A 25470-nucleotide genomic window follows, 5' to 3' on the forward strand; every position below is an offset into this window, starting at 1 on the left:
GCCGCATCCGTAAGACTCCGGTAACCGGTGACGGTGTTCCCGCGCGCTGTCGTACGCCGCCGGGCGGGCCGCGGCGGCCCGGCGGCTCAGCCCTCCAGCCCCTCCCGTACCCGCCGCGACACCGTGATCGCGTACAGGTCGAGGACGCCCGGCGGCTCCGCGAGGCCGGGGCCGCCGGCGCGGATCCAGGCGGCGATGTCCGCCAGCGCGTCGTCGTCGTTGACCAGCCCCAGCCACACGGGCCGCCCGCCGGCCGCCCGCCCCGCGGCCGACGGCTGGACCACGACCACATTCGCCTGGTCGCAGACGTCCAGACACTCCGAGGCCCGCACCGGTGCCGCGCCGTCCAGCGCCGCACGCAACCGCGGTATCTGCCCGGTGTGGTCGACCCCCGGAATCTTGGCCGCATCGCCGCAGCAACAGCCGCGGCACACGGTGACCCGGCACGGGGCCGCAGTGGCCGCCCGACCGGCACGCTTGTTGATCATCCGGCCCATGCTACGGGGGCCGCTCCGGCGCACGGTACGGGGATCCGGGGTGTGGGGGCAAAATAAACGCAACAAAAAATGCGTTTGCGTTTTGACTGCCGCCCCCGTACTGTCATCCCCGTTCCATTGCCGCCGATCGGAGAAGGCCGTTGCTCGTCTGAGGTTCTGAGACACCGCGCCCACAAGAGGCAATCCGCCCTGTGCTCCCGGCATTCCGGAGCGGCGGATCATGCCCGCGCAGCCTGTCCGTGACCTCGGCGTACCGCAACCGCGTACCCCGGCGCACCCCCGCGTTCCCGGCGCGGTGTCTCCCCGCGCAGTCCCCTCCCTCCCACTCGCGCCCAGGAGACCCGTATGTCTACGCACCCCACCTCCGCCTCCATCGTCTGCACCGCCCTCGGCTTCGCCTGGCCCGACGGCGGCACCGTCCTGGAGAACTTCCCGCTGACCATCGGCCCCGGCCGTACGGGCCTGATCGGCCTCAACGGGGCCGGAAAATCAACCCTGTTGAAGCTGATCGCCGGCGAGCTGACCCCGACCGCGGGCAGCATCAAGGTCGCCGGCGAGATCGGCTACCTCCCACAGCACGCCCCGCTCGACACCCAGTTGCGGGTCGACGAGGTCCTCGGCATCGCCCGGGCCCGCGCCGCCCTGCACGCCATCGAGGGCGGCGACGCCCGCGAGGAACACTTCACCGCCGTCGGCGACGACTGGGACGTCGAGGAGCGCGCCCGCGCCACCCTCGACCAGCTCGGGCTGCCCGGCATCGACCTCGACCGCACCATCGGCGAGGTGTCCGGCGGCGAGTGCGTCCTGCTGCGGCTGGCGGCCCTGCTGCTGCGCCGGCCGGACGTGCTGCTGCTTGACGAGCCCACCAACAACCTCGACCGGGCGGCTCGGGAGCGGCTGTACGCCGCGGTCACCGGCTGGTCCAAGGTGCTCGTCGTGATCAGCCACGACCGCGAACTCCTCCAGCTCGTCGACCGGATCGCCGACCTCCGCGACGGCGAGGTCCACTGGTACGGCGGCAACTTCCACGCCTACGAACAGGCCCTGGCCGTCGAACAGGAGGCGGCCGAGCGGATGCTGCGCGTCGCCGAGGCCGATGTCCAGCGCCAGAAGCGCGAACTTGCCGATGCCCAGGTCAAGTTGGCCCGCCGGGCCCGCTACGGCAACAAGATGAACGCCATCAAGCGCGAGCCGAAGATCGTCATGAACGAACGCAAGAGGGAGGCCCAGGTATCCGCCGGCAAACACCGCATCATGCACACCGAACGCCTCAAGGAGGCCAGGGAGCGCCTCGACGAGGCCGCCGAAGCGGTCCGGGACGACGACGAGATCCGTATCGACCTGCCGCACACCGCCGTGCCCCCGGGCCGCACCGTGCTCACCCTCGACGCCCTGCACACCCGCTACGGCGCACCCACCGACCTGGAGGTACGCGGCCCCGAACGGATCGCCCTGACCGGCCGCAACGGCTCCGGCAAGACCACCCTGCTGCGCACCGTCGCCGGCGAACTCCCGCCGGCCGGCGGCACGGTCCAAGCCCATGTCCCCTACCGCTTCCTGCCGCAGCGCCTCGATGTCCTCGACGACGCCCTGACCGTCGCCGAGAACGTCGCCCGCTTCGCCCCGGACGCCACCCAGAACCGTATCCGGGCCCGGCTTGCCCGCTTCCTGTTCAAGGGGGCCCGCGCCGACCAGCAGGCCGGCACACTCTCCGGCGGCGAACGCTTCCGCGCCTCGCTCGCCGCGCTCATGCTGGCCGAACCGGCCCCGCAGCTCCTGCTGCTCGACGAGCCGACGAACAACCTCGACATCGCGTCCGTCCGCCGGCTCGTCACGGCCCTGGAGTCCTACGAGGGCGCCCTGGTCGTCGTCAGCCACGATCTGACATTCCTGCGGGAGATCGGCATCACACGATGGCTGGCCCTTGAGGACGGCGAACTGACCGGCACAGCACCGCTGTAGACACCCGGCCCGGTGCGGGGGCGGGCTGCATCTCCGCCCCCGCACCGACCCGTCCCCAGCCTCGATCAGCCTTGCCGACGACCGGGCCACCGTTCACGGGCACCACCACCCGCTTCGAACAGCTCCAGAGTCGCCCCACACTGCGAATGCAGCGGCACCGGCAGCGCATGCGGAGCGAACCAGTCGAGCGCATCGAACTTGTGCGGTTCGCCGATCGTCACCTCATCCCGCTCCACCCGTACGGCGAAGACCACCGCGACCCAGTGCGAGTCGACCGGATCACCGCGCAGCACATTGCGCACCCCGATCTGCTCGATGCCGAGCGGCCGCACGCCGTACTCCTCGTACACCTCCCGCGCCACGGCCCGCTCGAAGGACTCACCGAATTCCAACGCCCCCGCGCCACAGTCCCAGGCCCCCGGCTCATCCCTGGCCCCCGCGCTGCGCCGGGCCAACAACACCCGCCCCGCGCCGTCATGACACACGAACACACAGGACACCGTGGGCCTCTTGGGCTCCTTGGGATCTTTGGGCCCCACCACAGTCACGTCCCCACCCACCCTCACGTCGCCTCCCACCCTCACTCGCCTCTCCCCCCTCAGAAATGCCGCAGCAAGTCACCGAACGCCGACAGCCGCAGCACCTTCTCGTCGGCCGGGTCGAGGTCGGCGTGCTCCAGCACCCAGGTGTGCTGATGGGGGATGAACACCGCATTGAGGCCGGCGGAACGGGCGGGCAGGATGTCCGACTTGGGGGAGTTCCCGATCATCCAGGCCGAGGCCGGCACCAGACCGTAGGCGCGGGTCAGCTCCTCGTACGTGGCGGTGTTCTTCTCCGCCACGATGTGCACGTCCCGGAAGTGCCGGGTCAGCCCGGACGCCGTGATCTTCCGCCGCTGCTCCTCGGTGTCGCCCTTGGTCAGCAGCAGCAGTTCATGCCGCCGGGCCAGCTCCGCCAGGGTCTCGGCCACCCCGGGCATCAGCTCCACCCGCTCCCCGGCGAAGGCCGCCGCCCACCCTGAGATCCGCGCCGACTCCTCGGCCGTCGCGTCCCGCCCCCGCAGCTGTGCCGCACACTGCCCGAGGCTGTGCAGAAAGACCTTGCTGCCGTAGCCGAGGGTCACCGCGTTCGCCGCCTCGATCCCGTCGAGCACGGCCCGGACCCCGGCCCGGCCGAGCCCGGGAGGGGCCATCGGAGTCATCCACTCCAGGAACTCCTCGATCACCCGCTCGTAGATCACGTTGTTCTCCCACAACGTGTCATCCGCATCGAAGATCAGCATCCGACAGCACGCCCTTCTCCCACGTCACCGACCCGCGCACCCTACGCACGCACCGGGTCCGGACGCACCGGAAATACGGCGCGGCCGGAGCCGTGGAAGAACCGGACGGCGCCGCGCCCAGGTCTTCACTCTCCGCCGCCGTCCCACTCCGCCAGCCGCAGCCGGCTCTCGAACCGCCGGGTCCGCCCGTCGACCGGATCGGTGAACTCCAGCACCCTGGCGAGCAGTTGCAGCGGCGTGGAGAAGTCGTCAGGGGCCGGATCCCGGGCGACCGGATACACCGGATCATGGCGGATCGGCAGCCCGAGGCCGTTCATATGGACCCGCAGCTGATGCGTACGCCCGGTCGCGGGCAGCAGCCGGTAGCGCCCGAGCCCACCGCGCCGCTCGACCAGCTCGATCCGGCTCTCCGCATTGACCGCACCGGCCTCCTCACGCGCCGCGATCACCCCGCGCTCCTTCACGATCCGGCTGCGCACCGTCACCGGCAGCGCCACCCGCCCGTCGTACGGCGCCACCGCCTCGTACTCCTTACGCACCCGCCGCCCGCTGAACAGCCCCTGATACGCACCCCGGTCCTCGGGCCGTACGACGAACAGCGCCAGCCCCGCCGTCAGCCGGTCGAGCCGGTGCGCTGGCTGCAAGGCAGGCATCCCGAGATCGCGCCGCAGCCGCGCCACCGCGGTCTCGGTGATATGCCGCCCCCGCGGCGTGGTGGCCAGAAAGTGCGGTTTATCGGCGATCACGATCCGCTCGTCCTGATGGACGATCCCCACCTCGAACGGCACCGGCACCTCCGGCACGAAGTCCCGGTGGAACCACACATACCGCCCCGCCACATACGCTTCGCCCCCACCGAGCACCCCGTCCACCCCCACAAACCGCCCCGCCTCCAGCATCGCGCCCACCCGCCCGACCCCGATCGCCCCCTCAAACCGCTCGACGAGATGCTCACGAACCGTCCCCCACCGCCCCTCCGGATCAGCGGGCAGCCGCACCCGCACGGGATCGATGCCGTCACGCTGGGGGAGCGGGGCAGGAGGAATCGGGGCTCTGCGTCTCACCTGGCAAGGGAACACCGGGACGGCCGCCGGCTCAAGTCGCGGTCCGATCGTGCGAGGGCTCAGCCTTGCCGCCGATCGGCGCGATCCCGCCGTTTCCCCGGCGCCCGCGCGCCACGGACCGGCCGCAAAACGACCGACGCCCGCGCGGCCGGAGCCGAGCGGGCGATGATTGATGGAAAGTGTCCGTGGGGGACTTGAACCATACGCACATGCCGGTGAGGGGCGAATTGCAATTGCCGTCACCGAGGGCCTGCCTCACACGCCTCGATACGGTTCAGAACCACGGCCTGCGCAGCTACTGGTGTGGGCAGTCTGGTCGATCGGTAGATGTGCGCCTTGGCTACTTGGGTGGGTTCAAGGTGCCCGTTTTCGGTCTTCCCGCTCACGGCGAGGTCGGCCTCCCTCAAATCAGCACGCTGAAGGTCCGCATCGCCGAGGTTCGTGTACAGGAAGTTCGCCCCACGGAGCACGGCACTACCGAGATTGGCTTTTCGAAGGTCGGCCGATTCCAGGTCCGCAACATGCAGGTCCGCGCCCCTCAGGTCCGCGCTGCGCAGATCGGCGCCCTTCAAGTCGGCGAAACGGAGATTCGCCCCGCGAAGGTTCGCCCCGCGCAACACGGCACCACGCAGGCTCGTTCCTTCGAACTTAGCCTCTCTCAAGTCTGCCGCCCGCAGATCCGCCTCACGCAGATCCGCTCCTCGGAAGTCCATGCTGCGCAGATCGACCCATTCATCGGATAGGTTCCGTTCTGGTCTCTTGGCGATTACCGACAGCGCCGCCTTTACGTCCTCGGGCAGGTGCGCTGACGAGGGAGCCCGGCTTGCATTCGCAGAGTCCGCCGGCCGGTCATCCAGCACGGATCGGTAGGTTCGGATGTACGCGGAGAGGACGCTCATAATCGTCACGTGGTCCTTCACGGAATCTTGCATGATGCGCTGCAGGGCATAGATCCCGCCGAGCCGTTCGGTGAGGCTGTCGGAACTCAGCAGTTTGATCGCTTCCACGTAGCGATCGGTGACTTGCCCTTCGCGTTCGATCTCGGCTTGCTCTCGGTCCTTTTCCCTCGTGTGCTGCAGCGTCCGGTGCGTGTAGTAGAGGCCGATCGCCGCGATGAGACCGGCCCCCAAGGCGACCAGCGTGGTGCGGAAGCCGGTGATCACAACCCCATCTGCTGGCTGGAGGCCCTCCGTACGCAGGTGGCTTCCGTCGATCCACCAGGGGCCGCGCCAGAGCAGCAGGGAGTAGCCGAGAACCACAGCGCTGAGGAGCAGAACAAGGCAGAGCCTCTTCACCAAATTCATGTCGGACATCATGGCGGCGTCATGTGTCTCGCGTGTTTGGTTCGTCCACATCCCCTACGCGAACGAACGCCTCTCGCCCGAAAGGGCCTGCCCTGGCCACCACCCACCCGTGACGGCTCGCCGCCCCGGCACCGTCCGGGGCGACGCCCCGCCTGCGCCCAAGGCTTGCTCGCCGTGGTGCAGACCCGCCTCGCCGGCCCTCCGGCGATGTGCCCCGCACACGCACGAACTGCTCGCTCAGCCTTGTCGTCGAGATCTACGGCCGTCACCCGCCCGGCGCCGACCCCCTCACTGGCTCGCCATGTCGCCGAGGCCGCAGCCTGCCTACTGAACCTGGCCACGCCAAGACAACCAATCAAAGAAGCAACGGTTTCTTGCCGATCCACACCACTAGACACACTGATGGCCATGTTTAGGACATTCATTTGCCTGCTCCTTGCACCCCCTTGAACCACGTCTGGTGAGCTGCTGCGGGGTTTCAACTAGGGGGAGCAGCATGGCGATCGAGCTGCCTGGCCAGGTGGTGTCGTTCCTGCAGTTCATCGGGGTGAACTGGCCGGACATCAACGAGGACAAGGTCCGCGAATTCGGGTCCCACGTGCGGGATTTTGCGCAGAAGGTGGATGACACCCACAAGGAATCCACTTCCACGGTCAAGCAGCTGGAGGACGTGTATCAGGGCGCGTCGTACGAGGCGTTGCTGGCCAAGTGGGGCCAGATGTCCGACAGCCACATGACAGAGCTGGTCAACGCCTGTCACGTAGTGGCCGACGCGCTGGACATCGCAGCCGACACGATCGTGGCGATGAAGTTGGAGGCCATCGCCGAACTCACCGTACTGGCCATCACATTCGTCGCCGACCAGGCCGCAGCCGTCGCCACCCTCGGCATCGCGGAAGCGGCTGAGGCGTTGGTGATCGAGGCTGCCGAGAAGCTGATGGACTACCTGGTCCAGCAGTTGGAGCAGTACATCATCGGCCAGGTCATCGAGGCAGCCATCGATCCGCTCGTCGAGACGGTCGGTAAAGCCGTGGGCGGCCTGGTCTTCCAGGCCGCCGAATCCGCCCTCGGCGTCTCCGGTGGGGGCGGGGGACGTGGCGGGGAGGGCTTCTCCATCCATCCGGAGGCCCTGCACGCACGCGCGGAAAAGCTGCACGCACATGCACGGACGGTGGCCGGTCACGCTGCCGAATTCGAAGCGAAGGCCGCGGGGGCGAGCTTCATATGACCAACCCGATTGTCAAGGCACTTGAGCACGGCGCGGCGAAGCTCGGCAAGACCCTGGGCAAGGACGCCGGCAAGGCAGTCCAGGACCTGTACCACGGGGCAGGCCACCGCCTGAAGAAGGTCGCCACCAACCACGCCGAGAATGATGCCAAACACGCGGCGGAACTCGACAAGCTCCTCAAGGGCCGCAAGGAGGACACACCACACGCGCCCCATGGCACGAGCGGCGGCGGTGGCCGTAGGTCCGGTGGGGGTCGGTCCGGCGGGGCCCGCGAGCAGGCCGAAGCCGACCACGAAAACGCCAGTACCCGTAAGGACGAGACGAAGGAGACGGAAGGTACCGACCCGGTCGACCTCGCCACGGGGAAGGTATTCCTGACCCAGACCGATATCTCACTGCCTGGCGTCCTGCCGCTGGTCTTCACCCGTAGATATGAGTCGTCGACCCGTATCGGGCGTCACATCGGGCCGTCGTGGTCTTCCACGATCGACCAGCGTCTGGAAATCGACAGCGAAGAGGTCATCTTCGTCACCGAGTCTGGGATGCTGCTGCGCTACCCGATACCCGCGACCGGCGAACGCGTGCTGCCCAAGCACGGCCCGCGCTGGCCCCTGATGCGCACCCTCCAGGACGACTGGGCCGTCAACGATCCCGAGACCGGCCAGACCCGCTACTTCAGCGACGCCCCGCGCCATCCCGGCATCGCCCTGCCCGACGAGATCACGGACCGCAACGGCCACCGCATCACCTTCGACTACGCCGACGAGACCGGCATCCCTTACGCCGTCCGGCACAGCGCCGGCTACGAGCTCAAGCTCACCTGCGACGACAACGGTCGCCTCACCGCCCTCCACCTGGCCGGCGCCGCGGATGACGGCACAGATCAGCTGATCCGGTCCTACGAGCATGACGATGACGGCAATCTCGCCGCCGTCACCAACTCCACCGGCGCCGTGACCCGGTTCGAGTACGACACCGACCACCGCATGACCGCTTGGGTGGACTCCAACGGCTCACGCTACGAGTACACCTACGACGACCGCCACCGCTGCACGAGCCAGGCCGGCGCCGAAGGCCACCTCACCAACCGCTTCACCTACAGCGACATCGACCCCGAGACCGGCCACCGCACGACCACACACACCAACGGGGAGGGCTTCCCCACCCGGTACCTCATCAACGACCGCCTCCAAGTCATTGCGGTCACTGACCCGCTCGGCAACACCACCCGCACCACCTACGACACCGACGACCGGCCCGTTCAGATCATCGACCCCCTCGGCAACACCACCCACCTCACGTACAACGAGGACGGCCACCTCGTCTCTATCGTCCGCCCGGACGGCTCCACCAGCACCGCCACCTACACCGACCTCGGCCTCCCAGCGGAGGTGACCGGCCCCGACGGCCTCACCGTCCGCCAGGAGTACGACGCCAAGGGCAACCGGATCGCCGTCACCGACCCCGCCGGCCAGACCACCCGCTTCACCCACGACGAACGCGGCCACCTCACCTCCGTCACCGACCCGCTGGGGCACACGACCCGCATCGAGTGCGACAAGGCCGGCCTCCCCCTCACGGTCACCAACCCCCTTGGCGCCGTCACGAGATTCCGCCGGGACCAGTTCGGTCGCGCCACCTCCGTCACCGATCCTCTCGGCAACGCCACCCACTACACCTGGACCGCCGAAGGGCACATCGCGACCCGTCTAAACCCGGACAGCTCCCAGGAATCGTGGACCTACGACGGCGAGGGCAACTGCATCGCCCACACCGACCCCCTGGGCCAGGTCACCACCTTCGAGTACGGCCACTTCGACCAGCTCCAGGCACGCACTGGACCGGACGGGGCACGCCACGAGTTCATGCACGACACCGAACTCAAGCTCGTGAAGGTCGCCAACCCTCAGGGCCTGACCTGGCGATACGAGTACGACGAGGCCGGGCGTCTGATCGCCGAGACGGACTTCGACAACCGCACCCAGAGCTATGCGCACGACGCGGCAGGCCGACTGACCGCACGCACCACAGCGCTCGGCCACACAATCCGCTTCACCCACGACGCACTGGGCCGCATAGCCACCAAGGACGTTGCTGGTGAGCTGACGAGTTTCGCCTATGACGCTGCCGGACACCTGGCGGAGATCACCGCACCAGATAGTGAAGTCACCTACACTCGGGACGAATTCGGAAGGGTCGTCGCTGAGACGGTGAATGGCCGCACCATCACATTCACCTACGACACCCTGGGCCGCCGGATATCCCGCACCACCCCAACCGGCGCGGTGAGCACCTGGACCTACGACGCAGCCGGGCGGCGCACCATGCTAGACGCCTCCGGTCGCAACATCGCCTTCACCCGGGATGCACTGGGCCAGGAGCTCTCCCGCACCCTCGGCGACATCACCTTCGCCCACACCTTCGACGTCCTCGGCCGGCTCACCGACCAGCACATCACCTCAGCTGCCGAAACCATCCAGCACCGCGCGTACACCTACCGCGCGGATGGCAACCTCACCGGCATCGAGGACCACCTCAACGGCGCCCGCCACTTCGAACTCGACACTGCCGGCCGGGTCACCACCGTCTCCGCCCACAACTGGAGCGAGACCTACGCCTACGACACAGCCGGCAACCAGACCCACGCCACCTGGCCCGACCGCCACCCAGCCCCCGAGTCCCGCGGCGAGCGCACGTACACCGGCACTCGCATCAATCGCGCGGGCGGTGTTCGCTACGAATACGATGCAGCTGGCCGCACCATTCTGCGCCAGAAGACCCGGCTATCCCGTAAGCCGGACACCTGGCACTACGCCTGGGACACACAAGACCGTCTGGTCGCCTGCATCACCCCCGACGGCACCTGCTGGAAGTACACCTACGATCCTCTCGGCCGCCGCACCTCCAAGCTACGTCTGGCCTCGGACAACCAAAGCATCGCCGAGCGAGTGGACTTCACCTGGGATGGCCACAACCTCTGTGAGCAGACTGAGCGCGCCATTACCCTCACCTGGGATCATCAGGGCCTCATCCCGCTGATCCAACGGGAACGCAAGCTGCGCGGCTCCGAGTTGGTTTCGGCACCTCAACCGGAGATCGACGAGCGCTTCTTCGCGATTGTCACCGATCTCGCTGGCTGCCCCACTGGTCTCATCTCCGAAACCGGCAACATCGCCTGGCATGCGCGGTCGACGCTTGGAGGAGCCACCATATGGAACCGAGAAGCTACGGCGTACACGCCACTGAGATTCCCAGGCCAGTATTTCGATGCGGAGACATCTCTACACTATAACTATTTCCGGCACTATGATCCGACGACGGCGCGTTACCTGTCACCGGATCCTTTGGGGCTAGAACCGGCGGACAATCCGGTTTCCTATGTACGCAACCCGTTGACGGTTGTCGACCCGCTAGGACTTGCACCGTATGAGCCGTCAGAAGAGAAGCCGGTCAGGCTATTCAAGGCTCCCCAGCCAGGATTGGGGCAGCATCAGGAGCAACATGGCTACTTGCCCGAAGATTTCCCTGGAGGGGACCACCATCCGTCCGGCTATGATGGGCGCGCATATTTCTCAAAGGACAATTTTGAGCTACCTTTGACTAAATACGCAAAACATTACGGCGAAGGCCTCATTGAGGTGAGGATACCCGCCGAAGACTATAGACGCCACTTCCAGAAATACGAAAGGCCATATGAGGGTGGCCCGGACGTCGAAGTTCCCATCCCGCATGAGGCTATGCCACAATTGAACAAGTATAAGAGAATCTGGCACCGACTATGAGAGGAGCACGCGTCGATGATCGACAGTCAGGAATGGGAAGAGGTGAAGCGGCAACTCCCATTCGGTACGCGCACACAAGCATCCGTCGTTCGGCACAGCGGTTTCGGATTCTTTGTGCAGCTTGCAGCTTTTCCCGATGTTACAGCCGTGGTAGACGGAATCTCCTACCTGCCCGACGGACAGATGGCTCGTCGCACAGAGTGGCCGAAAGTAGGAGAATTGATCGAAGGGGTTGTCGTGGATCACGTTGAGCACAACCATGAAATCAAACTCCGCGTGGAGCCAACCTGACGCTCGCACAGACGGTTTGCCCTAGTGCGAAAGGCCGTAGATGGGCGCTAGGCGGAATGACGACGCCAGGCGAACCGCAGGTTCGCCGCCGGGCGAGAGTGCGAATGAACGCCAAGATGTCCGGGGTCCTCAGCGTGTGCCCGGAGGCGGTCGATGGCCATCTGCCGGAGCGCTCCCGGGGCCACCCGTCCCTGTGTGCTCGGTGCGGGTTATGCCGGTGCCGTCGGCGGCTCGGCGGTTTCCTGGGTGCGAGTGCGGTGTGGCTGTCCTGGCTCTGTGGGCCGTCGTCGCTGCTGTCGTCACCCTCGCTGTTCTCTGTGCCCTGGGGTCAGGTCGTCCTGGGACGGGTTGGCCTCCAGCCTGTTGGTGGGGTCAGTGGCATCAGCGGCCGGTGTGGTGGGGGGATCCGGTGCGGTCTCGTCGGCCGCATCGTCCTGGGGTGCACGGGGCTCCGGTCCGGCGGGGGCGGGGGTGGTGCTGTTGAGGGCCGGTGTGGTGGGCGTGTCGGGGTCGGCCTCGTCGGGTGAGTTGTCTCCGTCTTTGGTGCTGCTGTCGCCCGGCTCCTCCGCGTCGGTAGTGGAGGATTCCGGCTGGGCCTTCGTCGGCTTTTCGTCCCCTTCCGTGCTGGCGGTCTCGATGGCGGGATTGGCCGGGTATCAGAGGTCGGAGTTGCGGAGGGAGCCGGTGTGGCCGCCCGGGGTGCGTGCGGCAAGGTCGCGCTTCTCCAGTGCGGCCACCGCCCTTCCGGCCGTGAACTTGTCTACGCCTGCGGCGAGGGCGAGTTCGGCGACGGTGACGGGTTCGGCGAGGCCGGACAGTTCGGTGTAGATGGCGGCGTGTGCGCCGGTCAGTCCGGTCACCGGTTCAGGGGCGGGTGCGGGTGAGACGTGCTGCATAGGTGTGCCGTTGGTAGTGGTGTCGCCGATGGACATGGGGGTCCCTCGATTCCGGAGTGTTCGGGTGGTTGAGGTCCCCAGCCGGGGCGGGCCCGCATGTGCGGGCCGGTGGGGTCTTCCTTCCTCTACGGCGCAGTGGGTCGGGTAGCGCCCCAGTAGTCCGGCCAGTGGTAGTTCTCGGTGCGAACGTGGGCTCCGCGGTGGGGTGCGTCGCTCATTTGGTTGTTTCCGCGGCCGACATGGTGGATGTGGCCGGGGCGTCCGTGGAAGACGAGGTAGCCGGGGTGGAGTGGCTGGCCGCGGGGGACCTTTGGGGTGTTGTTGTACTGGGCCTCGGCGGTGCGGCCGAGGCGGATTCCCGCGGTGGCGTAGGCGGCTTGGGTGAGGCCGGAGCAGTCCTTACCGGCGGTAGCCGGATGGGTCGTCAGCTGGTGCGGCGCTCGGCGACCAAGTGGGATGAGGGCTCCATCGAGTTGGGCTGGGTCGTGGTTGAGGAAGGCAACACCTGCAGGCTGCGGAAGCTGACCAAGCACGGCGACGCCAAACGCCGTCATCTACGTAGATCAGTTCGTGATGAACGTCCTCAAATGGCAGAAGGGGCGCCAGGACGCGGAGCGTGAACGACTCGGCTCCGCGTGGACGGATCATGACCTGGTGTTGGCCCGTGACGGCTTCAAGCTGTACCGGGGTGAGGCAGGCAGCCCGCAGGATCCGGAGAAGGTCTTTGCACGGTGGCGCACCCTGCGTACCCGCTTGAAGCTGCCCGAGGGTTCCGGATTCACGACTGGAGGCCCAGCAAGTCACGAACGGTCTGGAGGCCGGGGAGAACCCTGTAGAGGTCTCCGCGAACGTCCGGCACCACTCGCCGGGCTGCACCATGGCCCGCTACGGCCACTCACATAAGAAAGGAGCCCGGAAGCTCGCCGCCTCCGGAGCCCAACAGGCTCGTCCTGTCATCCCTGGTCTGACCTGGGGAATCTCCGGGCCGTTGATCACGTGGTTGGTCACGCCACTGCTCAGAAAAGCAGAAAACCCCTGATGAACAGGGGTCTCAGCTGGTGTCCGAGGGGGGACTTGAACCCCCACGCCCGATAAAGGGCACTAGCACCTCAAGCTAGCGCGTCTGCCATTCCGCCACCCGGACAAGGTGTCTTTCGGTGCGGCCTGGGCCGTTCCGACGTGGAAAACAATAGCAAACCTTGGCGGGTGGTCGATCACCCGCACTGTTGGCCGGCCGTGGGGCTGTGACCAGGGCATGTCGGGAGTATTGCGCTCTTGGGCGCAGGCGGTGGCGGGTGGAGGATGGCGGTGGAGCCCGCTGCGGGCCGTGCTCCCCGGGGGTGCGTGACGCGGCGGCCGTGAACCCAGAGGAGGCAGTGTGAGCGAGTCGCAGTCGGGCCGTGCGGTCACCGGCGAGGACGAGGTCGTCGATCTGTGCCGGGATCTGATCAGGATGGATACCAGCAACTACGGCGATCACTCGGGCCCGGGTGAACGGGCCGCCGCCGAGTACGTTGCGGAGAAGCTCGCCGAGGTCGGCCTGGAGCCGCAGATCTTCGAGTCCCACAAGGGCCGCGCCTCGACCGTCGCCCGCATCGAGGGCGAGGACCGCTCGCGGCCCGGGCTGCTCATCCACGGCCACACCGACGTCGTACCGGCCAATGCCGACGACTGGACCCACCACCCCTTCTCCGGCGAGATCGCCGACGGGTGCCTCTGGGGCAGGGGCGCGGTCGACATGAAGGACATGGACGCGATGACGCTGGCGGTCGTCCGTGACCGGCTGCGCACTGGACGCAAGCCCCCGCGCGACATCGTGCTGGCGTTCCTCGCGGACGAGGAGGCGGGCGGCACCTACGGCGCGCGCTATCTCGTCGATCACCACCCGCACCTCTTCGAGGGCGTCACGGAGGCGATCAGTGAGGTCGGCGGCTTCTCCTTCACCGTCAACGAGCAGGTGCGGCTCTATCTCATCGAGACGGCCCAGAAGGGCATGCACTGGATGAAGCTGACCGTCGACGGCAACGCCGGTCACGGTTCGATGATCCACAAGGACAACGCCATCACCGAACTGTCCGAGGCGGTCGGCCGGTTGGGCCGGTACGAGTTCCCGGTCCGGGTGACCAAGACGCTGCGGTCCTTCCTCGACCAGCTCGGGGACGCGCTGGGCACCGAACTCGACCCGGAGAACATGGACGAGACCCTGGCCAGGCTCGGCGGCATCGCCAAGCTGATCGGCGCCTCGCTCAAGAACACCGCCAACCCGACCCAGCTGGGCGCCGGCTACAAGGTCAACGTCATCCCGGGGCAGGCCACCGCGCATGTCGACGGCCGGTTCCTGCCGGGCCACGAAGAGGAGTTTTTGGCCGACCTGGACCGGATCCTGGGCCCGCGGGTCAAGCGCGAGGACGTGCACGCCGACAAGGCGCTGGAGACTACCTTCGACGGGGCGCTGGTCGAGGCGATGCAGTCGGCGCTGCAGGCCGAGGACCCGATCGCACGGGCCGTGCCGTACATGCTCTCCGCCGGCACGGACGCCAAGTCCTTCGACGATCTCGGAATCCGCGGCTTCGGCTTCGCCCCGCTGAAGCTGCCGCCGGAGCTGGACTTCGCAGGAATGTTCCACGGTGTGGACGAGCGGGTGCCGGTGGACGGACTGAAGTTCGGGGTGCGGGTGCTCGATCGATTCATCGACCAGAGCTGAATTCGGCGCGGATTTCCTGCCTTTCGCGCCGGGTTCGCTGAAACGGGTGAACGCACCAATGTGTTCGTAGCTTCAACGGCCTTTTCTTCGTTGCAGTGTGTGCGGTCCGCGGCTGGGATCGTATTGCCTACAAGGAGGAATAATGATCAAGAAGGTCGCCGCTGCTGCGGCACTGGCCGGTGGTGTCGTGCTCGCCGGTGCGGGCCTGGCCGTTGCGGACTCGGGTGCGCAGGGTGCGGCGCTGAACTCCCCCGGTGTGGTGTCCGGCAACACCGCCCAGGTGCCGGTGCACGTTCCGGTGAATGCCTGCGGCAACACGGTCTCCGTGGTCGGCCTGATGAACCCCTCCTTCGGCGAGAACTGCGTCAACAAGTGACTTTCCGACGTCCTTTGGCGTTGTACTTGCACCCGTAAGGGTCCGACTCAGTCCAGTTCCGGAAGGCGTTTCCCGTATTCCGGAGCCGCTGAGGATTTAGGCGGACGGGTGAATCTTTTCGGGGTTCGCCACTCGTCCGTATTCCTGTAAGGCACTAGGCAGGGGAACTACCTATGAGACAGGTCGCACGAAAGGGCCTGATCACCGCGGCGGCCGCCAGTGGCGTACTTGCGCTGGCAGCCGGCTATGCACACGCCGACGCGGGAGCCGCCGGAGGCGCGGCCAACTCGCCCGGCGTGGGATCCGGCAACAGCGTTCAGGTCCCGGTCCATGTACCGGTGAACGCCTGCGGTAACACCGTCAATGTCGTCGGGCTGCTCAACCCCGCGTTCGGCAACCGCTGCGCCAACGGCGGCGGTGGCGTCCACCACGGCACCCACCACCACGGTGGCGGCGGCGGTGCGGGCGCGGCAGGCCAGGCGTCGAACTCGCCGGGCGTGGTGTCGGGCAACAACGTCCAGGCCCCGGTCGACGTTCCGGTCAACGCCTGCGGCAACCAGGTCTCCGGAGGCGGGCTGCTGAACCCGGCCTTCGGCAACCACTGTGCCAATGAGACGCCGACCGGCCCGGGCGTGCCGCAGCACCCCGGCAGGCCCCACCACCCGGGCAAGCCGCACCACCCGGGGAAGCCGCACCACCCCGGCAAGCCGGAGCACCCGAGCACGCCCCATCACCCGGGCACGCCGGAGCACCCGACGACGCCGCACACCCCGGGCACGCCGGGCCAGCACACCCCGCACACGCCGGGTACCCACCCGTCGACCGGGGGTCACGGCCCGCATGTGACGCCGGCCAAGCCCGCCAAGCCCGTCGGGCACCTCGCGCACACCGGCGCGGGGTCGATCGGGTACGCGGTGCCGGCCAGCGCCGGGCTGCTGCTCGGGGGCGCCGTGCTCTACCGTCGGGCGCGCGCCGCTCGCCGGTGACCGGCCACGGATAGCGCACCAGGCGCACGACGGAGCGGGCCCCGCCTCGGCGGGGCCCGCTCTGCTGTCGTCACCCGCCGGTGGCGGTCACCAGGTGGCGCGGAGCTGCCGGATGATCCGGCGGCGCAGCCGTACCTTGCGGCTCCCGTCGGGATTCAGCCGCAGGCGGTCCAACTCCCAGTGTCCGTACTCGGCATGGTCGGTCAGCAGGCGTGTGGCGGCCTTCCGGGACACTCCCCGGGGCACATACACATCGCAGAATTCGTATTCCGGCATCGCATCTATTGTGCGGGACCGGCCCCGGTACGGATAGCGTCTGCACTATGTCTGATGCTGCGCAGCCTTCCGCTGCCGAGGTACGTGCCGCCGCCGAGGCGGTCAAAGCCGCGCTGGACCGTCACCTCGACGCGGTCGAACGCCGCTCGGGGCAGGATGATCCGGCTGTCTACGCCGCGTTCGACGAGCTCGCCGCGGCGGCTGAGGTCTATGACGAGCTGCTCTACGACACCTACGACGAGGTCACCCCCTTCGAGATCCCTGGAAGCGATGCGCTGCCCGCTTATGCGGGCCCGGAGGAGCCAAGTGCGCTGAGCGTGCTGATCCGGCGCGACTACACCGTCGCCGAACCGCAGCGGCTGCTGCACCAGGCACAGCGCATCGCCGATCTTGATCCGGACGCCGCCGACGAGGCCGCGGGCGGGGGTGCCGACGCCGCCGCGGTCGTCGGCACCAGCGTGCATGCCGCGCTCGGTGTGCTGTTCGGCGAGTTCGAACCGGACGAGATCGCCTCCCGGCACAAGGAGTTCGGCCTGGAGGAGGGCGATTCCACCCTGTGGGTGGCGGCCGGCGACGACCCGGCCGAGCCGGGGGAGTGGCTGTCCGCCCCCTTCGACCAGGCGGATCCCCAGCGGGTCGTCTGCCGCTTCGACGTCAGCGCGGTCTTCGACGAGGAACTCGGCGACGATGATCTGATGGAGCCGCTCGACCACGAGCGGTGAGTCCGGGGCGGGGTGCGCTGCCGCGGCGCCGCACCTCGACCCGGATACGACGCTGCCCCGGCCGTCAGAAACCTGCCGACGGCCGGGGCAGCGGGCGTACGGGGCGCACGGCGGGCCGGGCTCAGTCGGCCGTCGACGGCTCCTGCGTGGTCTGCACGCTCTGCTGGAGCAGGGTGCGCAGCCGGGTGGTGCGCTCCTTGACGGGCACCTCGGCGACCGCCCGGGGCAGCGCCTGGTCGACGCCCTGGACCACCGACAGATGGCGCTCGCCGCGGCTGAAGGCGGTGTAGACCCAGGCGCGGGTCAGGCCGCCGGCGGCATCCCCGGGGAGCACGACCACCGCGGCGGGCCAGCGCATCCCGGCCGCCTGATGTGCGGTGAGCGCCCAGCCGTGGCGTACGGCTCCCGCGCCGACCTGCTCGCGCGGCACCACGACCGCGGCGCCGTCGCAGTCGAGCCGCAGCCCGGCGGCGTCCGCGCCGGTGACCGTGCCGGGCACCGCACGGCCGGGTGCGGGGACGTAGGCCACGCGGTCGCCGGGGTCGAAGCCGCCGAACCGGCCGGGGCCGGGGTTGAGCCGCTCCTTGAGGGCGGCGTTCAGCGCGCGGGTGCCGGCCGCGCCGCCGTGGCCGACCGTGATGACCTGGGTCCGGTCCGCGGGGACACCCAGCGCCCGGGGCACGGAGTCCGCGACCAGCTGGACGGTGCGGTGCACCGCCTCCTTGGCATCCCGCACCGGGACGATCACCACCTCCTTGCCCGGCGCTTCGACCTGGCTCAGCTCGCCGATGCCGATGCCGGACACCAGCTCGCCGATCGGGCCGAAGTCCGGGGTACGGGAGGCGACCTGGGGGCAGAAGCGGGCCGCGAGCAGATCGGCGAACAGCCGGCCGGGGCCGGCCGACCACAGGACGCCCGGGTCGCCGCTGAGCACCAGCCGGGTCCCGTCGGGCAGCGACTCGACGAGCAGCGCGGCGGTCTCCAGATCCAGCTGCGGGGCGTCCAGCACCACCAGCAGATCGAGCGCGAGGGCGCCGTCCGCGTCCCGGCCGGGGCCCTGCTGCCCGGACAGCAGGGCGGAGACGGTCACGGCGGCCGTGCCGATGGCCGGGTCGCCGGGCGCGCACTCGGTGAGGTCCGTGGCCAGGCGCCGGCGGCCGTTCTCGGTGTGCGCGGCGCCGAAGGCCCGCAGGCCGAGCGAGCGGGCCGCGGCGAGCAGCGCGGCCGGTTCGGCGCGGGCCGCCTCGGCGCCCGTGTGTGCCACCAGGCCGCTGTGGGCGGCGGCGCGGATGAGCTCCGCGGCGGAGGGCGAGGGCGCGGCGGCCGCCGCGGCTTCCCACTCGGCGGCGGAGGGGCGTACGGGGTGGGCGGTGGAGGTGTCGGCGGTGGTGCCGTCGGCGTGGCCGGAGGGACGGATGGCCTCCGCCCCGGCCTCGGTGCCGACCTCGGTGCCGTTGTCGGTGTCGGCAGCCGGGCGCTCCCCGTCCGCTGCCGGTGCAGGTGCCGGTGCCGCCTCAGCCGTGGCGTCCTCAGCCGTGGCGTCCTCGTCCGAGGCCGGGCCGTCCGCCGGGTGGTCCTCCGGTCCGGCAGCCGCTTCGAAGGTGTTCAGCAGCCGCGCCAGCCCGTCGGCGACGCTCTCCTCGGCCATCGCGAACCGGTCCAGGCCGAGCAGGATCCGGACCGGCTGCGCTTCCTCCCCGTCCTCGTCCGTGACGGGACGTGGCCTGCCCGGTTCCTCGATGGCGTCCTGAAAGACCAGCACGGCGCCGTCCGCGATGGCGGTCTGCAGGGCGTCATCGGGGTCGGGCACCGCGCGCTGGGCGAGCGCCGCACGCAGCGCGGATGCCTCCAGGGCGGAGTGCCCCGCGACGGCGGCCTGCTCCAGCAGCCAGCCGACCAGCGCCTGTGCACGCCGCTCGTCGCCCGGCCCGCAGGCGGGGCCGAGCAGTGCGCGGGCGAAGCCGTCGGCCTGCTCGGGGCGGACGCCAGGCACGGCGAGCAGCTGCCAGGGGTCCTCCCGCAGCGCCTCGGCGGCCCGCTCCCCGAGCACCTCGGCGGCCCGGTCCGCCAGCGCCTCGGGGGCGCCGCCCGCCGCGAGGACCTGCCGGACGCCCTCGGCTCCGGGGGCGTACGCCGCCGGGGCGGGGGCCGCTGCGGGGCCGGTGGGGGCGGCTGCCCCGGCGGCCGGGCCCGTGGCGCCGCCGTCCACGACGGGAGGACGGGCCGGGCCGCCGGCCCCGGGGGCGGGCTGCTGCCGGGCCGGTTCCGGTGCCGCGCCCGCCGGGCGGTCCTGGGGTGCAGGACTGCCGGGCGACGGGGCGCCCTGGGCGGGCCGGCCGGCGGGCGCGGCCGGCCTGGCGGGGCGCGGGGCGTTGAAGAACGAGGCGGCCGAGCGCTCGCCGCTCTCCACGGCCCGCACCGCCGCGGCCAGCGCCGCGGCGGTCGCCTGGGCCGATCCGGACGCCGCGGTGTCCCGCGCCGCACCGGCCGGTGCCGTACGGGCCTCGGAGCTCGGCGCCGCGGCCTCCGAGCCCGGTGCCGCAGCCTCCGGACCGCTCGCCACCGCGTCCTCGCCCGGCCCGGCAGCGTCCTGCGGGGGTGTCCTGCCGTCGTCCGCCGCGGTGGCGTCTCCCGGAGCCGCTTCCGCGGGGCCGTCCGTACGAGCCGCTTCCGCGGAGCCATCACCCGGAGCCGTCGTGCCATCGTCGGACGCCACGGTCTCCCCAGGAGCCGCCGCTTCTCCGCTCGGAGCCGCTGCGGCCGCCGCAGGCTCCGTGTTCCCGCCCGGCGCCGCCGCGGCGGCGGGCGTCTGGGCATCCGCAGTCCCGGGCGCGGCCTCCTGCTCGGGCGGGGTGTCGCCGGCGAGGCGGTCGGTACTCACAGCGTGCTCCAGTCCTGATCGGGGTAGTGGTGCACCGGAGCCGAAACATCGTCCAGCGCCCGGCGGATCTCGTCAGGAAGACTAAGGGCCTCCACTGACAATGCCGCGCTGAGCTGCTGTGCTGTGCGGGCGCCGAGGATCGGCGCGGTCACTCCGGGACGGTCGCGGACCCAGGAGAGCGCGACCTGGAGCGGGGTGACGGCCAGTCCGTCGGCGGCGGTGGCGACCGCGTCCACGACCCGGCCGGCCGTCTCGTCGAGATACGGCGCGACGAACGGCGCCATGTGGTCCGAGCCGCCGCGCGAATCGGCCGGGGTCCCATGGCGGTACTTGGCGGTCAGCACACCGCGGCCCAGCGGCGACGACGGCAGCAGGCCGATGCCGAGATCGAGCGCCGCGGGCAGCACCTCCCGCTCCACGCCGCGCTGGAGCAGGGAGTACTCCATCTGTGTGCTCGCCAGGCGATGGCGCCCGCCGGGCACCGCGAGCTGCCAGGTGCCGGCCTTGGCGAGCTGCCAGCCGGAGAAGTTCGACACCCCCACATAGCGCGCCCGGCCGCTGCTGACGGCGAGGTCGAGGGCCGCCAGGGTCTCCTCCAGCGGCGTGTGCGGATCGAACCCGTGCATCTGCCAGAGGTCGACGTAGTCCGTGCCCAGCCGCTCCAGGGACGCGTCCAGGGCGGCGAGGAGATGGCGCCGGGAGCAGTCGACACGGCGGTCCGCCTCCAGGACGCTGCCGGCCTTGGTCGCAATCACGAGATCGGCGCGCGGCACGAGCTCTTCCATCAGCCGGCCCAGGAGGTATTCGGCACCACCGTCGGCGTAGATGTCGGCGGTGTCCACGAGGGTGCCACCGGCCTCCCAGAACTCCTTGAGCTGGTCGGCGGCTTCCTGCTCGTCCGTGTCGCGGGCCCAGTTCAGGGTGCCGAGCCCGAGGCGGGTCACGCGCAGGCCCGTACGGCCGAGGTGCCTTTGCTCCATGAGCCTTGAGATTACTGGCCGCGCGCGAGGATCAGGGGACCTGTGGACAACCCGCCGATGACGGCCGGCGCGAGCGCGCGCTACAGTCCCCGGAACAGCGACGTTACCGATCGGTAAGGGGAGCGGCATGAGGCTTGGCATCAACCTCGGCTACTGGGGTGCCGGGATGGACTCCGACAATCTCGCGGTGGCGCAGGAGGCCGACCGCCTCGGATACTCCGTCTGCTGGGCCGCCGAGGCCTATGGCTCCGACGCCGCCACGGTGCTCTCCTGGGTCGCCGCCCAGACCGAGCGCATCGACATCGGTTCGGCGATCTTCCAGATCCCGGCGCGTGCGCCCGCCATGACCGCGATGACGGCCGCGACCCTGGACTCGCTCTCCGGCGGCCGCTTCCGGCTCGGCCTGGGCGTCTCGGGGCCGCAGGTCTCCGAGGGCTGGTACGGCGTCAAGTTCGACAAGCCGCTGGCCCGCACGCGCGAGTACGTGGACATCGTCCGCAAGGCCATGACCCGCGAGCGGCTGTCCTACGAGGGCGAGCACTGGACCCTGCCGCTGCCCGGTGGCCCCGGCAAGCCGCTGAAGCTCACCGTGCACCCGCAGCGTGAGCACATCCCGCTCTACATCGCCGCGATCGGCCCCAAGAACCTCCAGCAGACCGGTGAGATCGCCGACGGCGCGCTGCTGATCTTCCCCTCGGCCGACCACCTGGAGGAGACCGCGATCTCGCACCTCCGGGCCGGCCGCGAGAAGGCGGGCAAGACGCTGGACGGCTTCGACGTCTGTCCGACGCTGCCGCTGGCCGTCGGCGCGGACAAGGACGTCAGCGCGCTGGCCGACATGTTCCGCCCGTACACCGCGCTCTACGTCGGCGGCATGGGCAGCCCCAAGCAGAACTTCTACAACCAGCTCGCTCAGCGCATGGGTTACGGGAAGGAAGCCGCCGCGATCCAGGAGAAGTACCTGTCCGGCGACAAGGAGGGCGCCGCCGCCGCGATCCCGGAGCGGCTGATCGACCAGACCACGCTGCTCGGTTCCGTCGAGCGGATCGCGGAGCGGATGCAGGCCTACGCGGCGGCGGGCGTGACCACCCTGACGCTGGCCCCGGCGGGGTTCGGCCTGGAGGACCGGCTGGCGTCGCTGCGGGCGGGCACCGAGGCCCTGGAGCGCGCCGGACTGGCGTAGTCCCCTGGAGCCTGCCCGGTGGATCATGGCCGGGTCGCCCGTCTCGCGCAGGGGCCCGTCCAGCCCGTCCCGTTCATGGTCCGGCGCCATGACGCCGGTCCGGACATACGCAGCGGCCGTGGTGGGGGCTCGGGGGAACCTCCCCGCCACGGCCGTCGCGCTGCACAACGCGGTGGCGGGCAGGCCGGTTACGCCCGCCACGAGGGCAGCTGCCGCCCGAACGGCCCATGGGGCCGCGACTGCGGTTGCCGCCCACGGAACACCCCACTTGACTCGTTCTTTGCGGGTGTGTCCGTTCGGAGGTGGCGCAGATGTTCTCGGCCCGAAGCCTGTTCCAGGAGATCGTCGACAACGACGACTCCTACCGACTGTTCTGTTCCATCGCGGCGAGCGGCGAGGCCCAGGGCGGCTGGGAGAACGGCCGGATCGCCGCCCTGATCCCGGTCACCATGCGCGCGCTGGCGCCCAAGGTCAGCCGGCACGGCGCCGACGAGGACAAACACGGCCGGATCTTCCACGCCCTGATGCGCCGGCGCGGCCTGACGCCCACCACGGTCCCCGACGAGACCGACTACACCGCCCTCCTGGAGCGGCACGGCATCGGTCTGGCGCACGACAAGCTGCGCCGCAACCAGCCGCTCACCGAGCTCGACATCATCACCTACCTCGCCCACAGCCGGGTCACCGAACAGCGCGCCGCCGACCAGATGGAGATGCTCACCCGGCACTTCGGCGACCACCCCGAGGTGGGCAAGGCGATCCGGATGATCTGCCACGACGAGGAGAACCACCTGGCCTACTGCCACGAGGAGCTGCTGCGGCTGGCCGGCGCCGGGCACGGCCGGACCATTCAGCGGATCCTGCACGAGTGCGCCCGCGCCGAGATCGTCATCTACCGGGACGTCAGCCTGGCCGTGATGGACCACATGGGCCGCATCCTGAAGTGGCCGAAGGCGAAATCCGCCGCGCTCGCCACCGGGATCCGGGCGATGTACGGCTACGAGCGGCTGGGCGGCTGGCGCCGGATGGTCAGCCTCCGGATGCCCGAGCGGCGCGACGCGCTGGGCGGTCCGGCCGCCTCGGCGCCGGAGTTCGCCTGAGCCACCGGCCCCACCGGCCCCACCGGCCCCACCGGCCCCACCGGCCCCCGGCCCGCACCGGCCCCACCGAACCCCGGCCACGCCGGCGTCACAGCCAGCCGCGGCGCTTGAACAGCCGGTACAGCGACACCTCGATGACGACCATCAGCCCCAGGATCACCGGATACCCCAGGTGCCACTTCAGCTCCGGCATGTCATTGAAGTTCATGCCGTAGATGCCGGCGATCAGTGTGGGGACGGCTGCCAGCGCCGCCCAGGCGGAGATCTTGCGCATGTCGTCGTTCTGCCGTACGCCCATCTGCGCGAGATGGGCGGCGAGAATGTCCGAGAGCAGCCGGTCCAGGCCCTCCACCGACTCGTTGGCGCGGGTGAGATGGTCCTCGACATCGCGGAAGAACGGACGCGCGTGGTCGTGCACGAACGGCACCCCGGGGTTCTGCAGCCGGGCCATCGGCTCCGCCAACGGGCCGGTCGCCCGACGGAATTCGAGCACCTCGCGCTTGAACGAATAGATCTCGGCGGCGGTGTTCCGGGTGTCCTGGCCGCGCACCGGAGCGAACACCTCCGCCTCCAACTCCTCCAGATCCACCTGGAGTTCGGCCGCCACCTCGATGTAGTGGTCCACCACCGCGTCGCTGACCGCGTACAGCACCGCCCCCGGGCCGTGCCGCAGGATCTCCGGGTGCTCCTCCAGCCGGTGCCGCACCGCGGCCAGGGGGCTGGCCTCCCCGTGGCGGACGGTCACCACGAACGAGTCGCCGACGAAGACCATCAGCTCCGAAGCGGTCACCGTGTCCGCCCGGTCGTCGTAGGTGACCGGCTTCAGCACCATGAACAGGGAGTCGTCGTAGACCTCCAGCTTGGGCCTCTGGTGTGCCTTGAGGGCGTCCTCGACCGCCAGCGGATGCAGCGCGAACTCGGACCTGACGAGCGCGAACTCCTCCTCCGTCGGCTCGTACATCCCCAGCCACAGGAAGGAATGTCCCTCGGCCCGCGCCGCATGAAGGGCATCGGAGAAGTCCGTCGCGCACTCGTTGCGACGGCCCTCCCGGTAGATGGCGCAGTCCACGATCACAACTGGCATTCTCACCCCTCGCCCGGCCGCCTGCCAGAAAGGCGGCCGCGGAACGTAGGCTGGCGGTCATGCCCACGCTGATCCTGGTGCGGCACGGCCGCTCCACCGCCAACACCGCCGGGGTGCTCGCCGGGCGGGCGCCCGGAGTCGCCCTCGACGAGCGCGGCGCCGCCCAGTCCGCCGCGCTGCCCGCCCGCCTCGCCCAGGTGCCGCTGACCGCCGTCGTCTCCAGCCCGCTGCAGCGCTGCCGGGAGACCGTGCGGCCGCTGCTGGACGCCCGGCCGTGGCTCACCCTGCACATCGAGGACCGGATCAACGAATGCGACTACGGCGACTGGTCGGGCCGCAAACTCGCCGAGCTGAGCGACGAGCCGCTGATGGAGGTCGTCCAGCGGCACCCGTCCGCGGCGGCCTTCCCCGGCGGCGAGTCGCTGCGGGCGATGCAGGCGCGGGCGGTGGACGCGGTACGCGACTGGAACGCCCGGATCGAGGAGGCGCACGGCCCCGAGGCGACCTACGCCATGTGTGCGCACGGCGACATCATCAAGGCGCTGGTCGCCGACGCCCTGGGCATGCACCTCGACCTGTTCCAGCGGATCTCCGTGGAGCCCTGCTCGGTCACCGCGATCCGCTACACGCGGCTGCGCCCCTACCTCGTACGGCTCGGGGACACCGGTGATTTCGGCTCGCTCGCGCCCCGGGAGGAAGGTGGCGCCGCGGCGGCCGACCGGGACGCGGCCGTCGGCGGTGGTGCGGGAGCAGCGTGATCAGTCGGCGCAGTAGGGTGGTGCGACGGCGCTGCCCGCCACGCCCCTGCGATCCGCGCAGTGACCGCAGGACGTGCAGCGACCGCAGTGACCCCGCAGTCGAGCAATCGGAGC

General features: G+C 69.8%; 22 protein-coding genes and 1 tRNA gene. 11 read left to right on the forward strand and 12 right to left on the reverse strand.

The genetic code is table 11. From position 1 onward, the window contains the following. Positions 1–86 precede the first annotated feature (86 nt). A complete protein-coding gene (locus CPH93_RS27930; RefSeq protein ID WP_173909897.1) occupies positions 87–488 on the reverse strand; it encodes a (2Fe-2S) ferredoxin domain-containing protein in 402 nt (133 codons plus the stop codon). A gap of 354 nt (positions 489–842) precedes the next feature. Between CPH93_RS27930 and CPH93_RS27935 the strand changes: the two genes are divergently transcribed. Next, complete coding sequence (locus tag CPH93_RS27935; protein ID WP_096214422.1) at positions 843–2459, forward strand: ABC-F family ATP-binding cassette domain-containing protein; 1617 nt, start codon at positions 843–845, stop codon at positions 2457–2459. 65 nt (positions 2460–2524) lie between these two features. On the opposite strand, the gene CPH93_RS27940 is transcribed toward CPH93_RS27935, so the two are convergent. From CPH93_RS27940 to CPH93_RS27955, 4 genes are all read right to left on the reverse strand, one after another. Next, a complete protein-coding gene (locus CPH93_RS27940; RefSeq protein ID WP_443031407.1) occupies positions 2525–3043 on the reverse strand; it encodes an NUDIX hydrolase in 519 nt (172 codons plus the stop codon). A gap of 14 nt (positions 3044–3057) precedes the next feature. Next, entirely contained in the window at positions 3058–3741 is a 684-nt protein-coding gene (locus CPH93_RS27945; RefSeq protein ID WP_096214423.1) for an HAD family hydrolase, read from the reverse strand. A 125-nt stretch (positions 3742–3866) separates the two neighbouring features. After that, positions 3867–4805, reverse strand: a complete 939-nt coding sequence (locus tag CPH93_RS27950; RefSeq protein WP_096214424.1) for a pseudouridine synthase — start codon at positions 4803–4805, stop codon at positions 3867–3869. Positions 4806–5044: 239 nt separating this feature from the next. Then, positions 5045–6109: a pentapeptide repeat-containing protein gene (locus CPH93_RS27955; RefSeq protein WP_159395057.1), complete on the reverse strand. Its 1065-nt coding sequence runs from the start codon at positions 6107–6109 to the stop codon at positions 5045–5047. A 496-nt stretch (positions 6110–6605) separates the two neighbouring features. On the opposite strand from CPH93_RS27955, the gene CPH93_RS27960 reads away from it, so the two are divergent. The 3 genes from CPH93_RS27960 to CPH93_RS35910 are packed head-to-tail and all read left to right on the forward strand — an operon-like array spanning position 6606 to position 11410. Beyond that, on the forward strand, positions 6606–7337 hold the full coding sequence (locus CPH93_RS27960; RefSeq protein ID WP_096214426.1) for a WXG100-like domain-containing protein: 732 nt from the start codon (positions 6606–6608) through the stop codon (positions 7335–7337). Then, complete coding sequence (locus CPH93_RS27965; protein WP_096214427.1) at positions 7334–11119, forward strand: DUF6531 domain-containing protein; 3786 nt, start codon at positions 7334–7336, stop codon at positions 11117–11119. The genes CPH93_RS27960 and CPH93_RS27965 overlap by 4 nt, the downstream gene beginning before the upstream one ends. A 15-nt stretch (positions 11120–11134) precedes the next feature. After that, positions 11135–11410, forward strand: coding sequence for a hypothetical protein (locus CPH93_RS35910; RefSeq protein WP_159395058.1), 276 nt, complete (start codon positions 11135–11137; stop codon positions 11408–11410). Between the two features lie 656 nt (positions 11411–12066). Here the strand turns inward: CPH93_RS35910 and CPH93_RS27970 are convergent. From CPH93_RS27970 to CPH93_RS27980, 3 genes are all read right to left on the reverse strand, one after another. Then, a complete protein-coding gene (locus tag CPH93_RS27970) occupies positions 12067–12342 on the reverse strand; it encodes a MarR family transcriptional regulator (RefSeq protein WP_159395059.1) in 276 nt (91 codons plus the stop codon). Positions 12343–12431: 89 nt separating this feature from the next. Then, positions 12432–12860 (reverse strand): C40 family peptidase, encoded by a 429-nt coding sequence (locus CPH93_RS27975; protein ID WP_096214429.1) that lies wholly within the window; start codon positions 12858–12860, stop codon positions 12432–12434. 502 nt (positions 12861–13362) lie between these two features. Next, a tRNA-Leu gene (locus CPH93_RS27980) sits at positions 13363–13450 on the reverse strand. A 234-nt stretch (positions 13451–13684) separates the two neighbouring features. Between CPH93_RS27980 and CPH93_RS27985 the strand changes: the two genes are divergently transcribed. The 3 genes from CPH93_RS27985 (at position 13685) to CPH93_RS27995 (ending at position 16372) form a co-directional block, all read left to right on the forward strand. Then, positions 13685–15010 carry a M20/M25/M40 family metallo-hydrolase gene (locus CPH93_RS27985; RefSeq protein ID WP_093648833.1) on the forward strand — a complete coding sequence of 442 codons (1326 nt, stop codon included), beginning with the start codon at positions 13685–13687 and terminating at the stop codon, positions 15008–15010. A gap of 142 nt (positions 15011–15152) precedes the next feature. Continuing rightward, positions 15153–15386 carry a chaplin gene (locus CPH93_RS27990; RefSeq protein WP_093482374.1) on the forward strand — a complete coding sequence of 78 codons (234 nt, stop codon included), beginning with the start codon at positions 15153–15155 and terminating at the stop codon, positions 15384–15386. Between the two features lie 173 nt (positions 15387–15559). After that, the gene (locus CPH93_RS27995; RefSeq protein ID WP_093482373.1) at positions 15560–16372 is read left to right on the forward strand and encodes a chaplin; all 813 of its coding nucleotides are present in this window, start codon (positions 15560–15562) and stop codon (positions 16370–16372) included. Between the two features lie 87 nt (positions 16373–16459). Here the strand turns inward: CPH93_RS27995 and CPH93_RS28000 are convergent, their stop codons facing one another. Next, positions 16460–16648, reverse strand: coding sequence for a DUF5703 family protein (locus tag CPH93_RS28000; protein WP_006607658.1), 189 nt, complete (start codon positions 16646–16648; stop codon positions 16460–16462). A gap of 47 nt (positions 16649–16695) precedes the next feature. On the opposite strand from CPH93_RS28000, the gene CPH93_RS28005 reads away from it, so the two are divergent. After that, positions 16696–17370, forward strand: coding sequence for a hypothetical protein (locus CPH93_RS28005; RefSeq protein ID WP_093482372.1), 675 nt, complete (start codon positions 16696–16698; stop codon positions 17368–17370). A gap of 121 nt (positions 17371–17491) precedes the next feature. On the opposite strand, the gene CPH93_RS28010 is transcribed toward CPH93_RS28005, so the two are convergent. Continuing rightward, positions 17492–20251 carry a helix-hairpin-helix domain-containing protein gene (locus tag CPH93_RS28010; RefSeq protein WP_231976978.1) on the reverse strand — a complete coding sequence of 920 codons (2760 nt, stop codon included), beginning with the start codon at positions 20249–20251 and terminating at the stop codon, positions 17492–17494. Further along, a complete protein-coding gene (locus CPH93_RS28015) occupies positions 20248–21231 on the reverse strand; it encodes an aldo/keto reductase (RefSeq protein WP_096214430.1) in 984 nt (327 codons plus the stop codon). The genes CPH93_RS28010 and CPH93_RS28015 overlap by 4 nt, the downstream gene beginning before the upstream one ends. Positions 21232–21358: 127 nt before the next feature. Here CPH93_RS28015 and CPH93_RS28020 point away from each other — a divergent pair, with 127 nt between their 5' ends. Both CPH93_RS28020 and CPH93_RS28025 read left to right on the forward strand, forming a co-directional pair. Beyond that, positions 21359–22414: an LLM class F420-dependent oxidoreductase gene (locus CPH93_RS28020; protein ID WP_093648832.1), complete on the forward strand. Its 1056-nt coding sequence runs from the start codon at positions 21359–21361 to the stop codon at positions 22412–22414. 311 nt (positions 22415–22725) lie between these two features. Further along, positions 22726–23514, forward strand: a complete 789-nt coding sequence (locus CPH93_RS28025) for a hypothetical protein (protein WP_093482369.1) — start codon at positions 22726–22728, stop codon at positions 23512–23514. An 88-nt stretch (positions 23515–23602) separates the two neighbouring features. On the opposite strand, the gene corA is transcribed toward CPH93_RS28025, so the two are convergent. After that, positions 23603–24598, reverse strand: coding sequence for a magnesium/cobalt transporter CorA (corA, locus tag CPH93_RS28030; protein ID WP_093482368.1), 996 nt, complete (start codon positions 24596–24598; stop codon positions 23603–23605). A 59-nt stretch (positions 24599–24657) separates the two neighbouring features. On the opposite strand from corA, the gene CPH93_RS28035 reads away from it, so the two are divergent. Then, positions 24658–25356, forward strand: coding sequence for a histidine phosphatase family protein (locus CPH93_RS28035; RefSeq protein WP_093482367.1), 699 nt, complete (start codon positions 24658–24660; stop codon positions 25354–25356). Positions 25357–25470 lie beyond the last annotated feature (114 nt).

The organism is Streptomyces sp. 2323.1, assembly GCF_900221035.1.
Lineage (GTDB): Bacteria > Actinomycetota > Actinomycetes > Streptomycetales > Streptomycetaceae > Streptomyces > Streptomyces sioyaensis.